The sequence below is a fragment of the Mycoplasma sp. 4463 genome (genome assembly GCF_048381515.1).
GTDB lineage: Bacteria > Bacillota_I > Bacilli_A > Mycoplasmatales > Metamycoplasmataceae > Mycoplasmopsis.
Genome location: NZ_JBLWID010000018.1, coordinates 1 through 16,830, shown reverse-complemented (window position 1 = coordinate 16,830; position 16,830 = coordinate 1). Strand labels below are relative to the sequence as shown.

Genomic DNA, 16,830 nt, shown 5'->3' with positions numbered 1-16,830 from the left:
TTTTAGTTGTTTCATAATCACTCCTTAATATAAAAAACACAAAATACGACGTTGTCCATATTTTGTGTCCCAGTTTATTTAATGCAAAAATAGATTTTCTAATATCTAACATAAATACTATGCAAATTACATTAAGAATTCCAAATATAAGTATCAATGTTACTAATCATCATTGAGACATAAGTACACTCAAATCTAAAAGCGAAATTACAGCATTTGATGGAGTAGTTGATTTTTTGTAATTTGTAAGCGCCATTAAAAATACAAAGTATGAAAAACTTGAAATAAGCACAAATATAGAAATAACTAAAATTGCTATGTTGAATTTAGCTAATTTCGGTTTTAGTTCTTTGATAATACTTAACATAATGTCTCCTTTCAGGTTACTAAACATATTTAGTAACCAAGTATTTTTTAAATCATATGTAAGTAGTTATATTTATTAGCATTCTAAAAAGTTATATATTTATATTATAATAATTTTATTCATGAAAAGTTTTATTGCAAGAAAAAAGAACATTGTTGGAATCGTGGCTGAATACAACCCATTTCATAACGGTCATATTTATCAAATAAATTGAATTAAAGAAAATATTCCTAATGCTTATATTGTTGTTGGAATGACAAACAAATACACTCAACGTGGAGAATTCCCTATTGCATCATTCAGACAAAGAGCTAAAATAGCAAAAAAATATGGAGTTAATAAAGTTATTAAGCTTGATGATGAAAAATCAATTCAAGCAGCTCATATTTTTGCATCAAATGCTGTAAAACAGCTTGCTAAACATAAAATAAAATACTTAGTTTTTGGTTCTGAAACAAATGATATTGATTTGTTTTATAAAATCGCAACAACTATAAAAGATAATATTGATGAATACAATAAGAAAATTAAGTTCTATTTAAAGCAAAATGGAACAGGATTTCCTAGAGCAGCTTCCCAAGCTTTATCTGATTTAATAGGAGTAAGCATAACTTTACCTAATGATATTTTAGGAATAGAGTATGTTAAAGAAATTGTTAATTCAAATTTAGATATTAAAGCAATTTCAATCCAAAGAACAATTCCATTTCATTCAGATGAAACTATGTCTAATTTTGCAAGTGCTTCAAAAATTAGAAGTATGATTAAAAACAATGAACATGTTTCTACGTTCACGCCTATGAGACTAGTTTATAAGTCAAAAAATGATATTGCAAGTACTTATAAAAAGTTTAAGAAAATAGTAAATAAAAAAACACCTCAACAATTAGCTTCAATTAAAATGATTGATGAGGGTATGGAAAATTTATTTAAAAAACAAGTTAATTTAAATGATGATTATTACTCATTTATTGATGCTTGTGTATCGAAAAGGTACACAGCAAGCAGAATAAAAAGAGCATACCTTAGTATATTATTGAATATTAAAAAAGATTAATTTAATAAATATAAAACCCTCAAGGTTCTAATTTCTTCTTATTAAATTTTTTAAATAAGAATTTAATTCTTACATAACCATTTGTTTTATTAATAATTACATTATGTGTAACATTGTTGCACATAATTTTTTTTCAAATTAACTTTTTAGTCTTAAATGTAGAGACAGAAATCTTTTTAAATTTTGGATTGTATTTAAGAATCTTGTATCTTTTGAAAATTGAAGTGTTGAATAAATCAAAAAATCTATCTTCTCAATTAATAACTGAATTTAAATTATTTTCATTGTTATTGAATGGCTTAAATGGAATTTGATATCCAAATAATTTAGGTGATATTAACAATAAATTCAAAATGTTTGATAATAATTCTGTTTTGTAAATTAAAACATCATTAAACTTATTGATGAATGAATTAGGATCGAATATGAAGTTTAAATTGTTTTTAGCAAAAACAACTTTATCATAGTCTCCAATGTTTCTTACTTTATGTGTATCCAACTTAGTAAATACATCATAATTGTTGAATAGTTTACATACTTTTAAAGCTTTGTCGTAGCACTTTTCGTATAAAGTAATCTGAGTTACGGTTACAGCTAAATTATCAATTGCTTTTTTGATTAATTGAATATGAGGTTTATGAATATTATTTTGCTTATCATTAAGAAAATCAAATAAACCTGAAATGACAACATTAGAAATTTCATATTCAATTTGAAGTCACTTGTAAATTTTTTCAAAATCTTTATGTAACTGATTATCTGAATTTGCAAGAGATTCTAAATCCATCATTTGTGTGTTCAATAAATCAACATACTTTGTCTCATCTGATGATGTTTCATTATTCAAAATTTTTTGAACATCAAAACCATTATGTCTACTTAATAATTCTGCAAACGAAGTTATATTATCAAACTTAATAATTCCTTGAATTTCAACATTTAATTTCTTTAAATTAGAAACAAAACTTTTCAACTTATCTATTTTCTGTAAGAAAATTTGCTCTGTATTTGTTTTTGATGATAATAAATCAAAGTTATATAGAGAATATAAATCAGGTAGAACAATAACAAATTTTTCATCAATGTTTGAAGTAATCACTTTTAGCACTTGCTCATAGTAATTTTGGATAACTTCAACATTTTGTGATTTAATAATTTGAGAATCCAAGTAAATAAATGTTTTATTTATTTTTGGCGAAATTTTGGATCATAAACATTTCGAAAATATCATATGAATCAACTCCTGAAGTTTTTAATAATTTATCTGTTTTAGCTAATTGTTCAATTATTTTTTGCACTCTATCAAAACCAAATCTTTTTAAAATCATCACGTGAACAAAAACTCTTTTTTCATTCATATTTAAAGCTTGTGAAATTTCAGAGATATTAAGTCCTAAACTTTGATATCAGTAAATTCTATTTACTAATGTAAACGTTGAAACAAAGTTTGCAAACAATAATATAACAGGTGTGTTTTCGTTTTTCTTTTGTTCAAAGATCTTATACATAGCTTGAAAATCGTCTCTTGAAATAGCATTAGAAAATTGAAAAGGATCATCTGATGGGTAATACGCAATGGTTTGCTCAATTATGTCTTCTGTAATCGTTTTGTTTAATAAGCACAACTTATTAATTTCATTATTAATAATTTTTCAGTCATTAGGTAATTTTTGTAAAAATGCCAATGCAGTTGTTTTATCTATAGCAACATTATTTTTCGCAAATTCACTTATAACATAGTCTGCAAGCTGTGTAGGCAATAATGCAGCTATTTTTTTAGGTTTTTCGCATAGTTTTAATGCATCGTCGCTTATAACTCTTTTATTTATTATTTCTGTTTTGTAAATTAAATAAACACTAATATTTGAATCAACTGATTTTAATAAATTTAATAAATACTCATTTTTAGAATTATCTTTAGATTTTGCAGGTTTGCTAAAACTAATATTCTCGAGGATGATTAGTTTTCTAGAAGAAAATAAACCATTGCTTAACAAAATCTCATTTAATGTATCAAACGAGCTTAAATATGAGTTGTTGTCAAAAATAAAAACATCTCTTTCAAGAACATCTTTTTCCTCAGATTTAATTATTGACTTAATGTATTCTAAATCAGTTCCATAATATAACTTCATATCATTCCTTTAAATTCAAATATTAAAATTATTATACAAAGATATTCGAATATTCTATTAGCTCTTTATTGCTGTATGAGTACTAAAAAGGTATAAAAAAATAGCACAAAGTGCAGTAAGTTGGTGCCTTAGACAGGATTCGAACCTGCACGGATTTCTCCAGTGGATTTTGAGTCCACGGTGTCTACCATTTCACCACTAAGGCATATTATTTATTATATCAATTTTTAACTATCTAAAAATAAAACAAACTGAATAATCAGTTTGTTAAATTTACTATTAAATCAGAAAGTGATAAATAATAAGAATTGCAAAAAGAAAACTTCTTACTTAAGGTATTTTATAATTCAGAATTGAACTAACAATAGGGATTTCTTATCTTTTTACTCTTTTGTAAAAATCAATGAAAAAGATAATTAACATTTTACCTACTTATATCCTTTAATATCAGAAATTTGTCTTTTTGCAAAATATTCATTTAGTGAAAGGGTATAAAAATGCACATAGTTTTAAAGCTATGTGCAAGGATTATTAGGCATAAATAATAATTGTGAAGATAATTGATAAAAGTAAATAAATTGAAAAGTTAAATACAAACGGAAACTTAGATGGTGTAGGTTTGTCTATTTGTCTTTTTTTAGTTTTTTCCTTTGTATGAAGATAAGCTCTTTTTTCTTCATTAGACATAGACTTGAGTCTTCTTTGTTCTTTAGCATCTTGTAGATTAGTTCAAGACATCTTGAATTTTTCAATACTTTTTTCTAAAAAACCAAGTTTGAAAATAATACATAATAAAGCCACTAAACAAGTAACATAAGCCGGAATTGAAAAACCGTTTATTAGTATGTTGTAATGATATTTTTCCTCAGCTAATAATGCATTATTTTTTCCTAAATATGCACCAACTATCACAAAGTATATAACTAGAAAAGCTAGTGTTATTAAATAAAATCTAAGTGTTGCAAATTCAAATTTTAATTTATTTAAACTTCTATATATTGACTTTTTCATTAATTGTATTTACCTTCTTTTCATTTTTTAGCTTGTTCATCAGTTGCATAAATATAATGTTTATTTTTCTCAACTGTATGAATTGTTGGAATATTAGGGAATTGTTGTTCATCTAAATATGATAATTCAAACTTAACATCTTGGAATTTTTCATTAGCATTTGAAATTTTAGGTATTGCTTTGAATAAATTAAGTGTGTAAGGGTGAATTGGTTTCGCATAGATTTCTTCAGTTTGTCCTGATTCAACAATTTTACCTAAATGCATAATCTGAACTCTATCAGCGACATATTCAATCATTGATAAATCGTGTGCTATAAAAATCATAGCAATATTTTTTTGTTTACATAAATCTTTTAAAAGATTTACAACTTGAGCTTGGATAGAAATATCAAGTGAAGCAATCGGTTCATCAGCAACAATTACTTTAGGTTCTGTAATTAATGCTCTTGCTATAACTATTCTTTGTCTTTGACCACCACTAAACTCGTGTGGATAACGGTAAGCAAATTGTTTTAGCAACCCAACATCTTCTAAAGATTTGTAAATTATATTTCTTACATATAAGTTGCCTACTCTTAAGAAACGATATGGAGCAATTAAGAATTTAACAAAATTAGCACATCATCTATTTTGAAGTCACATATCTAAACTTGAAATTCCCATAAGCAATCTAATATCACTTAAGTTTGCATTTAAATATTTTGTTTCAATTTTGAACGATTCAATTCCATTTAATCTATCTGAAACATTTGTTTTATAGACATTTAAATCAATTTGTCTTTGTTTAATTAAAGCATTATTTCTAGATGCTTTAGGATCTTTGAGTAGTGGTTCAATTAAGTTTTCTTTGTAAAACTTGATAAAGTTAGCGTGATTTTTCTTGAAGTTTTCGAAAATCACATTATCTTTACTTCTTAACTCTTGTTGGAATTTTACTGCTTCATCAATTTCTGCTCTAATGTCATAAATTCTATTTGAGTATTCTTGTAAGTATTTTGCAAGCTCGGAATTAAACACTTCTTGTTTTTGTTTAAGTTCTTCTTTTGCAACTTTGATTTGATTGCTTACATCTTGAGGATCTTTAAAGAATTCTACAAACATTCTAAAGAATGTTTTATTTTTCGTTTTTTTAGCTTCTTTATAATTTTGACGTAACTTAGAGCCTAAATGTTGTGATCTTTGAATGAATTTTGAAAGATCAAAATTGTATTCTTTTGAAACTATGTTTTGGAGTTCTTTGATTGATGGTTTAAATCTTGTATCCACATTTAATTTTGTATAAAAGTCCTGTGAGTAAGCTCTAAACTCATCTGAGAGCTCAACTAAATCTTCAAATGATAAAAATTTAAGCAAACGATAATTTCGTTTTAACTGTCTATATAAGCTATAGTTAATTAAATAAAGTTTGTATTCGTGAAAATATAAGTCTAAAAATGTTGTACTTCTTGCATCATTTTTGTGCATTGTGTATTCGTTTTTAACTTCTGCTAAAAAGTTTTTAATTGATGTTTTTGAAATTGACACAGTATCCTTGAAATTCACTTTTTGCTCTTTGTAGTAAGCTTTTTGGTCATTGTATAAATCTTTTAATTCAAAGTACTCTGGGCTAAAACTTGCAAGTTGTTTAACTTTTTTGTATTTAAGTTTAGCTTCCTCAAGGTCAATTTCATCTAAGTCGATTTTTCTATATCTAAAGTCAGATTGTTTTTGCTCAAATAATTGAATTAACTTCTCATTATTCTTATAAAGGTTGTTAATAACTTGAGAGTTAATTTTTGTTCTCTCTTCTAAATATGCAAAATATGAGTTAAATTGATCATCAATATTGTTTTCAATATCAAATTGAATGTTTTCAGATAACTTTTCTCATTTTTTAATTAATGGGATGTGAAGTTTGTTAATTATTTTTAGGTTTTCGAGTCTTAACAATAATTCTTGTTCTAAAAATGTGTATCTGAAGTTATTTGTGACATCTTTTCAATCTTTTTTAATGTTTTTAATTTTATTTTTAATTATTCCATTAACAATTAATGGTTCTTTTAAAATACTGAAAATTGTATTTTGTCCATTAAGCGATGCCATGGGATCTTGGAAAATCATTTGGATGTTTTTGTGCATAAATTTCTTACGTTTTTTAGAAATTCTTTTTCCGGAAATTATTTTTCCATCTAATCTAACAAAACCGTTGTAGTCATTATATAAACGTAATAATGAACGCCCGATTGTTGTCTTACCTGAACCTGATTCACCTATGAGACCTACTATTTCACCTTCTTTTAAATCAAAAGAAACATCATCAACAGCTTTGTTAACATTGTTTTTGTTAACAAAGTATTTTTTAAGATTAATAATTTCTAATATTGTTTTTTTACTCATTAAACACCTTCTTAAAACTTTCTAATCTAGCTTGTAATTCTTTTGATAATTCAACTTTTGGAGCATCTGGATGCAATAATCAAGTAGCTGCTCAATGTGTTGGTGAAACTTCGAATAAAGGAGGTTCTTTAAGAAAATCAATTTCTAATGCATATTGGTTTCTTGGTGCAAATGCATCTCCTAAAGGTAAGTTATTCATATCAGGTGGTGTTCCACTGATTGAATATAATCTATCTTCTCTATTTTCAGGAATAGCCGAAATTAAAGCTCATGTGTAAGGGTGTTTTGGTTCTGTGAAAACATCCTTTTTTGTTCCTTTCTCAACTATTTTTCCTGCGTACATTACATAAATGTAGTCACAGAATTTAGCAACAACTGAAATGTTGTGTGAGATTAAAATAATTGTAATATTGAATTCTTGTCTAATATTTTCAAATAATGATAATACGGAAGCTTGAACTGTAGGGTCAAGTGCTGTTGTAGGTTCATCAGCAATAATTAAACTTGGTTTAAGTGCAACAACCATTGTAATAACAACACGTTGTTTCATACCACCACTAAGTGTGTGTGGATACATATCGAAAACAGCTTCAGCTTGACGAATTCCGAAACGTTTAAGTAGCGAAATTAAGTATTCTCTTTTTTCTAAGTATGTTGATTTTTTTCATTCAGGATTTTTGTTAAGCGCATCTAATAATTGTTTACCAATTTTTCTAGTTGGGTTAAGTGATGTAAGTGGGTCTTGAGGAATGTAACCGATTTTATGTCCTCTAATTGTCTCTCAGAATTTATCTTTTTCGCTACTGAGTAAGTTAATTCCATCAATTTCCATTTTATCAGCTGTAATAAATGAATTCTCATTTATGTTAAGTAATGATTTAGATGTAACTGATTTTCCTGAACCAGATTCACCTACAATACCTATGATTTCACCTTTTTTGATTTTTAAATCAACACCACGTACGATAGTGATAAATTTATTTCTTCTTAATTTAAATGAGACTTTAAGGTTTTTAACATCTAATAATAAATCTTTGTTTTCCATAAATTTACCTCCTATCTTGTTTTAATAACTTTTGGATCAAGAGCATCGTGAACTCCTAATGCAACAAAGTGAAGTGAAACTGAAATTAATAATAAGATTGATGCAGGTAAGATTAAGATAAATGCGTTATCTCCTGCTTGTGATGCTGCGTTAGATAAAATCGTTCCTAAGTTAGCACTATCTGATTTGAAGAATCCTAAGAATGCAAGTGATGAAATTTGCATAATAATTGATGGAATAGATGCAACGAAGCTTGTTGAAATTTTTCCAATGATTGCAGGTAATGCGTGTTTGTAAATTAATCTAGCTTTTGATGCACCGATTGATTGTGAAGCTGTAATGTATTCTTGATCTTTAACAGTGATTATGAACATTCTTGTACTTCCAACCGATCTAACTCAACCAATAAATACAAGTGCTATTCCTAAAGTTAAGTTTGATGTACCGAATGTAGCAGCAAAGATTAATAATCAAATCATTGTTGGTGGCGCCATAAAAATATCAATGAGTCTCATTATTGTTGTATCAATTCAAGTTCCAACGTGGAAACCTAAATAAGCACCAATTGCAACCCCAATAATTGTTTGAATTGTAACAACTATTAAAGCTAATTTAATTGCTTCTCAAGTTCCAACTCAAGACTGTGTTCATATATCAACTCCAGCTTGGTTTGTTCCTAAATAAGTAGATAATGAAAATTGTGGATTGTGATTTAAGATAGCCTGAATGTATTCTCTAGCTTTTTCTGCTGAAACTGACGGGTCAATTTGTGATTTTTCTAAAGCAATACCGATATTTTGTACTTTGTTAAACACGTAAGCATTAACTAAAACTTTGTTTGTTGAATCTGAGATATCAACAATTTTAATTGCATTAGCAGGATTATTTTCACCAAAGTAAATAAAGTCTCTTCATAAAACTCCACCATAATAATCTCTACTTGCTCAAGTATTAATTAATGTCTCATAGTTATCAATGTGACCTTGAGCAGGATATCAAGGACTGCTCATTGGTGGTAGCCCTATGATGTTACTTGTTGATGAATCAATGTATTTACCAACTTGCATTGTTTGTGGATCAATTGTTCAAATTCCAACTGAATTATAAAGTGGTTTTGTAGCTGAATACTTTGCAGTTTCAGTTACAAAAATTGAAATTACTAAGATAGTTATAAATACAAATAATGCAGCAACTGCAACTCAGTTTGTAAAGAAACGTTTAATTATTTCAACTAAAAGTTTTTTAGGTTTACCAGCGATTGAATTAAGCGCACTATCATCTTTAGGAGCAAATTGTGAAATTGCTGGACGAATGCTATCTAAAGATAATTTATATTTCTTTTCAAATTCTCTTGCGTTCATATTTGCTCCTTTCTATGATTTTTTTATTTTTTCATTTTCTTTAAATTGTTTATTTCTTAAGAAGTAGTTTCTTATAAATCTTGTAACACTATATGGGTTAGCTGCAGAGTATTTAATTCTAGGATCTAAGAAAGCAAATGATATATCTACAAGTATTGTTGTAAATAAACTAAGTGATGTGAAGAACACTGTTGAGAACATAATGATGTTAATTTCACCATTAGGGAATGCTTGTGTAATAACTTGTGATGTACCAGGTACTCCTCAGTAAGTTTCAATAACAATTCCACCACTTAAAAGAGGAATGTAAGATGGAATTAAAATTGCAGCAAGTGGGATTGAAATATTTCTTAAAACATATTTAAAGAAAATTTCTCTTTTGCTTAAACCTTTAGATTTAGCAATTAAAATGTAGTTTGATGTAAGAACTGTAATGACTTGGTTTCTTGTGTAAGTAATGTAACCTGATAGTGAACCAAGCACGATAACTAAGATTGGTGGAAGTCAACTTAATATCATTTTGCCTACACCATAGGCTTCAACTTCAGCAGGGTTATTAAAGTTAATGAAATTTGGTGGAAAGTTCATTGAAAACAAGATTGAAATAATAATAGGCGCGATAACAAACGATGGAAGCGCTATAAAGACAAGTGCAAAGAAGTTAATTGATGCATCAGCAACTGTTCCACGTTTGTATCCTGAAACTATTCCTAAAGTAATTCCGATAAGAGAAGAAATTAAGAAAGCAGGTAATGTGATAATAATAGAGTATTTAAGGTACTTAAAGAAATATTCAGGAATTGTTTTAACATCTGCGTTTTCTAAAAGTGAATTATTGAATGGATATCCAAATGGGTTTGATGGGTTGCTAAATAAATCTCCAACTCAGTAACCAAATCTGATAACTGGATTTAGTTTCATATTAAATCATTCTGTTTTAACATTCTCATAAATCAAATTATCAGGTATTAAATGATACTTAACTGAGTTTTCAAATAACCTTTTCATCTCACCTGCATTAACTGCTGAAGAATTATTTTCACCAGTTTGCTCAAGTGCTTTTTTAGCAAATGGGTTATCTGAAAACTGAGCAACCATAAGATAAACTACCATTATAATGATAAACAAAGTAACGATAGCAAAACCTATACGTTTAAATAAGTATTTAAGCATTTTTCTCCTTTCAATTATTTTCCATTAACTGTTCTAATATCTACTCAATATGGAATTTCTGTTTCAAATTCAGGAACTAAATAGTTAGGGTTTTTAAGTGTTTTAGCAAGTATTGATGTACTCATATATGAGAATGCGCTTGGTACTGCTCCAACAAAGTTTCCAATTTCTTGTGCTAAATGAACTAAATCTAATTTTGAAACCATTTCACCAGTAACTGGATCTGGATTTTGTGTGTAATCTAATCAGAAGTTTGCATTTAAGTTATCTCAAGATGTATATGAACTTAAGTTGTCTGATTCATCCATTCTGATTAATTTTTCACCATCTCATTTGTACATACCCATAATGTTTGAAAGATGTTGAACTTGACTGTTTGTTAAATTGAATGTAACTTGCTCTGGTGTAATTGATAATTTATTTCCATCAATTTTTATAAATTCACCAAGTCTTTGTGCTGCTTTATAAAGTTGAGGATATAAAGCTTGCATTTTTTGTGCATATTCAGGGTCAGCTAAAATTGCAAGCATTGCAGTAGTTATATGAGCTCTTTGTGCTACTCCTGTAATACCTGAACCAATTCCGTTGTAGTCGTATCCTCATCCAATTAAGTCTACCGGAGATGGTGTTGTAGTTCAGAATCCTCTTCACTCGTCTTTATCTATTGGTTTGATTAATTTAATATTTAATCTAGGATCTAAACCGTTTCAAGCTTTAATAAGTAAATCAAGTGCATTAATGGCTAAAGTTGGATAGTTGAAGAATCTATAAAAGATACTAATATCTACTGTTTTACCTAGGAGAGTAGGGTTTTGACCATAAACTCTATCGAGTAAGTCTTTCATTCTTGCTTTAAGTTGCTCATAAACAACACTCTTAACTGAATCATCAGCTGTTGTATTAATGTTTTGAGTATCGCTCGGATTAATTAAGTTTCCAATTGCGCCGAAATCAACTCTTTGTCCTGTTTGTGAATCAACTACAAAGAATGCATTAACAATATCACTATTGCTTCTTAAACTGTTTGTAGTTGAGTTATCTAAAGCGTTTGAATTAATATCATTATCAGGTGCAAGGTAACTTACTCACCCAACTGCAGGTTGTGGTTTTCTTTGCATCATACCGATTGTGTTTCAGTCAATTGCAGCTGATAAAATCGTTTTAAATTCAGCCCCTGTACCTACAGATACTGATTTAATTGCATTTTTAGAAGATTGAGAAATTGCTTCGGATGTTGACATATTTCACATTACATATGAATAAGCATCATTAAAGTAAGTTGTTGATGAACCTTCTTTTGGTAAGAGCGATCAAATAAAGTGTTTTGTTAATGAACCTTTATTTGATAACTTAACTGAGTTAAGTCCATAGTCATTTGGATCTTGTAACACTGCATCTCTTCTTTTTTGAGTTAAACCTGTAAATGAATATGATGCTTTTTGACCAAATAAATATTGGTTATATGATGAATCATCAAAAATCGCAGCATCAACTAAATAGTTTTGAAATCTTGAAGAGAATTGATTAATTGTTGTTGGGTTATTAACAAACTCTGAATCTCAATAATGCATATTTTTAAATGTTGATTGAGTTAATGTGTCTGAATTAAATTTAGAACCATAGTATTTTCCTGCAAATAAAGTTTTGTCCTGTGAAAATCCATATCAGTAGATACCTGAATCTTTTGCAAGTCCATCAATCGATTGAACCGATTGTCTAATTTTGTTAATTTTGACTTCATTACTTTGATCTTCTTTAGTTTGTGGAGTTATGTCCTGATCATTTCTTCTGTTTTTATCTTTAATAAATTCAGATGGAGCTGCAGCAAATTCATATGACTTAGTTATCATATCTAAAATATTTACAAATGATGCAGCCGCGTTTTCATTAAGACGTTCAAGTCCGAAATATGAGTGTCCATCTTTGTTAACAACTGAATTTGAACGATCTAATATTTTGTCTAAGCTTACATTAAATAAATCAAATAAATAAGAGTTTGTATATTGTTGTCTATCATCAAAAAGTTTATTTGGTTCAGATAACATCGATCTAATATCATCATCTGCAGTTTTGCTTCCACCATTTTGTCTTCTAAATAGTGTGTCATTCATTTTTGTTCTTAGAATTGAAATATAAAAGTCATCTGCAACAACAGGATATTGTGTTTTATTACCGTTTGAATCGACTCAAAATACACCGTTTCTAATTCTAAATTCCATTCTGTGAGCTAAACCAACTTTTTCGAAGAAGTTAGCTGAGTTAATAGAACGTGGATTAGATGAAGTTCTTTTAACAATACTTGTTGTGTAGTAATCTACATTAAGCACATCATTGTGTTCAGTTGGACCAGGAACTAATCCAGCGTCATCTTGATCAAAAACAATAGCTTCTAAAATTGGCTTACCATTTGGGTCAGTTAATTTAGTTCCGTTTTCTTCTTTTTGAACATATAGAATGATTGCGTCAGCTAAATCTAATTTAAATCTTTGTAATGTAGGTTGTAAGATAAGTTCTGTTTTCTTGTTTGTAATTCCATCTTCAGAAAGTGCTGATTTTTCAGTGTTAATAAATTTTGCCTTGCCTGAACTTTCTAAAGAAATAAGAGATGAATAAGTTGTTCAAAGTAATGGGTCAACTGGATTACCATATCCAGCACTTACATCTCACGGATATGTGCTTGATGAATAAACTGAGTTATATACTTCTTGATAAATTTGTTTTTGAGCGAATCTATCACTAACTTTAGATTTATTGAATTCAATATTAGGATAAAGAATGTTTTTAACTTGTTCACTAGTTAAAAAGTTATTTTTGCCAGCATTTTGATCGACATAATCTTGGCCATATGAAGCTAAATCATCTTCAATTAATTGAGCTTGATAATTTCTAGCTAATTTATTATGAAGATTGAATTTTTCTAATTCAACTTTCATTTGTTCTGCATATTGAGAATTGAATTGATTTTCGATTTCGACAAGTTTCGCTCTGTAGGCATTATCAGCAGCATTGAATTTTTCATTGGTTTTGCTGTATTCAACTTCTGCAGATTTTACTTGTTCTGTTAATTCGTTTAGCTTTTGTTGTCTTTGTTCTGCAAAACTTGAGCCCATTAAGACATCTTCATTAATTAACTGTGTTAATTTATCTAATGTATGTTTCGCAATTTCTTGTTTAGATTTAATATCTGCAATTTGCTCGTTTAAATCTTGAATATTTTGTTCTAACTGACTAATTGCTGATTTGAATTTTTGTGCCTCTTCTGAATTTTTATCTTCTAACTTCTTATATTCAGCAGTTTTTTCTGCAAAAGATTTTTTATTAATATCAAGATTAATATTTTGGTTTTCTAACTCTTGTTTTAATTTTTCAATATTAGAAAGTGTTGCGTTATATTGTTCTGATTTAGGTGTTGAGTCTTCTTCCAAAACAACTTTATAAGATTTATTTGTGTAGCTACCTAATCTATCTAAAACTTCTAAGTTAACATCATTGTTTTTAGGTAAATTATCAACTGCTAAAATTAACGCAGATAAATCGTTTGAACCAGACACCAAGATATAAAAGCTTTTTTCTGATTGTAATGAAACTAATTTTCTAAATGAATTTGTATTTTCATTTTTAGCAGCTCTATATTCAGTTTCAGTATCGTGTAATTGTTCATAAAGAGCTTCTTTTTTGGCGTAATACTCTTGATATTTTGCTCAAGCTTCATTAGCAAGATTTGTTTCTTGGACTGATAATCTTTGATAATTTGCTCTCTCTTCACTGCTCAAAGGTGGTTTTTTTGGTTTATCACCTGTATTCGAACACGAAGCAATTACTAATGGTGATATTATGGACAAACCGGATATAGCACCTAATAATAATTTTTTGTATTTTTTCACGGATACCTCCTTATTTTTTATCTAATTTGAAAATTTTGTTTCCTAATTTAATTCATTGATTTACTAAATCTGATAAGTAATCAAAACTTTGTTTATAGAAGTTTTTATCAAGTAAATCAACTCCAACTTTTTTAAGAATTTCAAGTGGATAATCACTTCCACCGGCTTTTAAGAAATTGTCAATGTAGTTATCTAATGCTTCTTTACCTTTTTCTTTATATTGAGCAAAGAAGTAATTTGCTGTTAATTGTCCAACTGCATATTTATATACATAAAAACCATAGTAGTAGTGAGGAACATAAATTGAGCCCAAGTTTTCTTTAGCTACATATTTAGCTTTTTTACCCTTCTTAGATTTGTATTTGAATTTAAGTGAATTTTCATGGTAAAGTTTTGAAATTGCTTCATAGCTTCCTGCGACATTTCCTTCTTCTATACCTTTGTACAAGTTGTATTCATATGAAGCTCATTCAACTTGTCTTACCACTGTACCAATAAACCCTTGAATAATTTTTGATAAGATTTCAAATTTAAATAGGTCGTTTTTAGATGTTTTAAGTAAGTAGTCATATAACATTGACTCATTGAAAATTGATGCAATTTCAGCCAAGAAAATTGGATATGAGCTAAGTGGTAATGGTTGATATTTAGTTGCAAAATATGAATGCATTGAGTGACCTAATTCGTGAGCTAAAGTTTCTACTGAATCTAATTGACCGTCAAAGTTCATTAAAATGTACTTCTTATCAATTCCATAAGTTCCACCTATACTGTAAGCTCCTGAACGTTTGTTTTGGACACTCATAAAATCAACTCAATTTTCTGTTAATGCTTTGTTAGCTTCGTTTGCGTATTCTTCACCAAACGGTTTTACAGCTTCATTAACTAAATCAATCGCTTCTTCAGCTGTGTATGAGGTTTTAACATTTACAAGTTCTCTTAATGTATCTCATTTTTCCATTTTTGACTTATATTTAGCTTTATAGAATTTTTTGTATGCTTCTGAATATTTAGCTAATACTTTAATGTTTGAAGCAACTTGATCAAATAATGTTTGTAAGATTTCATCAGTAACTTTATCTGAATTAGTTAACATCATAACTGCTGATGGGTATTTTCTAACTTTTGCAGCTACGGTTAAGCTCTTAAAGTGTTGGAATAAAGTTTCTGCTAATGAATCTTTGTGTTTGTAGTAAGCATCTCAGAACTTTTCAAAAGCTTGCTTTCTAACTTCTTTTTTATCTGATTTAAGTAATTGATTTCTATTTGTTTTATTTAATTTAATTTTCTTTTTGTCTGATAAATCAACATATCCATAATCTAATTCTGAATTAGTAATAATTGAGAAAATGTTGTGTGGGTCAGGTTCTCCATATGATGTTTGTAAAATGTATTCTTCAACATCATCGCTTAATTTATGTTTATGTTGTTCAATTGTTTCTTCAATTTGCATTTTGTAATCTGCTAATCTTGGATCATCTTTTCAAACTTTCATTTTGTCTAAGTTTGCATAAAATCTATTAATTTCAGAACCAAATTCAGTTTCGAGTTGATTATCTAAAAATTCAACATCTTGTGATTTTTTGATAATTTCAGGATCAATTAAATTAACATTTTGCTTGTTACTTAAATAATTAGAAACCTTATTACTAATAAATGTTAACTGCTCACTAACTTTTAAATCTTCTAAATACGCTTTAATTGAGTCATATTTTGAATCTTTATTTTTAATTCTTTCTTTGTATAGTGCTACATACTCATCGATTCAGTCATCTAATTTTTTGCCTTGTAAAATGTCTTCTAAATCTCAACGATATTTTTTAGGTACATCTTCATATTTTTTGTATTGTTTTGCTTTCATAATAACTCCAAATAATTAAATAAAAAGTTTTGTAGAACTATAAATCTACAAAACTTTAATACAAAATTTAAAATAAATTAATGTTATTAAAAGGATGTAAATCTATAGCACCAATGGTTAAACCAAAGAGTAGAAATCTTTTATGCTTTTCTACCAATATAGAAGTTTGCCAACCTCTATATTTCGGCTTTTATATCCTTTCAATATTCATCTTTGCATGCCTGCTAGAATATTTACTTTTATTAAAAGCTCCTCTATAGTATTTATTACATAACAGATTTCATTTTTAATGTAATCTGTTATGTTTTTGTTAACAGAATACACCAAATTAAACGTTAATATGAAATCAACGAATATTGGTGATATTAATAATTCTGTTTTTCTGCATTTTCATTTTTTTATTATAAACCATAATATTGATTTATTTTTAAAAATTAAAATATTTTTATATATGTGAGTAAGGGATAAATAAAAAATAGCATTACTAAACTGGGACACTAAAAATGGACAGAAGGTTTAATTAGACATAATAACACCTCAATGATGTTGGGGTGTTTT

General features: G+C 27.9%; 11 protein-coding genes, 1 tRNA gene and 1 riboswitch. Of the genes, 1 reads left to right on the top strand and 11 read right to left on the bottom strand.

Annotated elements, in window-relative coordinates:
• Nucleotides 1-367 (bottom strand): hypothetical protein (locus ACNF36_RS02005; protein ID WP_418303545.1); only part of this gene is annotated, 367 nt, incomplete at its 3' end.
• A gap of 121 nt (nt 368-488) precedes the next feature.
• Here ACNF36_RS02005 and ACNF36_RS02000 point away from each other — a divergent pair.
• Entirely contained in the window at nt 489-1,424 is a 936-nt protein-coding gene (locus tag ACNF36_RS02000) for a nucleotidyltransferase (protein ID WP_418303544.1), read from the top strand.
• Nucleotide 1,425: 1 nt separating this feature from the next.
• On the opposite strand, the gene ACNF36_RS01995 is transcribed toward ACNF36_RS02000, so the two are convergent.
• From ACNF36_RS01995 to pepF, 10 genes are all read right to left on the bottom strand, one after another.
• Nucleotides 1,426-2,655 carry a hypothetical protein gene (locus tag ACNF36_RS01995; protein ID WP_418303543.1) on the bottom strand — a complete coding sequence of 410 codons (1,230 nt, stop codon included), beginning with the start codon at nt 2,653-2,655 and terminating at the stop codon, nt 1,426-1,428.
• Nucleotides 2,606-3,559: a DNA polymerase III subunit delta gene (gene holA, locus ACNF36_RS01990; RefSeq protein ID WP_418303542.1), complete on the bottom strand. Its 954-nt coding sequence runs from the start codon at nt 3,557-3,559 to the stop codon at nt 2,606-2,608. Before holA ends, ACNF36_RS01995 begins: the two co-directional genes overlap by 50 nt.
• Nucleotides 3,560-3,680: 121 nt before the next feature.
• Nucleotides 3,681-3,764 (bottom strand) — tRNA-Leu (locus ACNF36_RS01985).
• Between the two features lie 326 nt (nt 3,765-4,090).
• Complete coding sequence (locus ACNF36_RS01980; RefSeq protein WP_418303541.1) at nt 4,091-4,570, bottom strand: hypothetical protein; 480 nt, start codon at nt 4,568-4,570, stop codon at nt 4,091-4,093.
• Nucleotides 4,570-6,948, bottom strand: coding sequence for an ATP-binding cassette domain-containing protein (locus ACNF36_RS01975; protein WP_418303540.1), 2,379 nt, complete (start codon nt 6,946-6,948; stop codon nt 4,570-4,572). Before ACNF36_RS01975 ends, ACNF36_RS01980 begins: the two co-directional genes overlap by 1 nt.
• Nucleotides 6,941-7,993, bottom strand: a complete 1,053-nt coding sequence (locus tag ACNF36_RS01970; protein ID WP_323177343.1) for an ABC transporter ATP-binding protein — start codon at nt 7,991-7,993, stop codon at nt 6,941-6,943. The genes ACNF36_RS01975 and ACNF36_RS01970 overlap by 8 nt, the downstream gene beginning before the upstream one ends.
• A gap of 11 nt (nt 7,994-8,004) precedes the next feature.
• Nucleotides 8,005-9,354, bottom strand: a complete 1,350-nt coding sequence (locus ACNF36_RS01965; protein WP_418303539.1) for an ABC transporter permease — start codon at nt 9,352-9,354, stop codon at nt 8,005-8,007.
• Between the two features lie 12 nt (nt 9,355-9,366).
• Nucleotides 9,367-10,527 carry an ABC transporter permease gene (locus tag ACNF36_RS01960; RefSeq protein ID WP_418303538.1) on the bottom strand — a complete coding sequence of 387 codons (1,161 nt, stop codon included), beginning with the start codon at nt 10,525-10,527 and terminating at the stop codon, nt 9,367-9,369.
• A gap of 14 nt (nt 10,528-10,541) precedes the next feature.
• The gene (locus tag ACNF36_RS01955; protein ID WP_418303537.1) at nt 10,542-14,411 is read right to left on the bottom strand and encodes an OppA family ABC transporter substrate-binding lipoprotein; all 3,870 of its coding nucleotides are present in this window, start codon (nt 14,409-14,411) and stop codon (nt 10,542-10,544) included.
• Between the two features lie 10 nt (nt 14,412-14,421).
• Nucleotides 14,422-16,272: an oligoendopeptidase F gene (gene pepF, locus ACNF36_RS01950; RefSeq protein WP_418303536.1), complete on the bottom strand. Its 1,851-nt coding sequence runs from the start codon at nt 16,270-16,272 to the stop codon at nt 14,422-14,424.
• 97 nt (nt 16,273-16,369) lie between these two features.
• Nucleotides 16,370-16,537, bottom strand: a riboswitch (Lysine riboswitch).
• Nucleotides 16,538-16,830 lie beyond the last annotated feature (293 nt).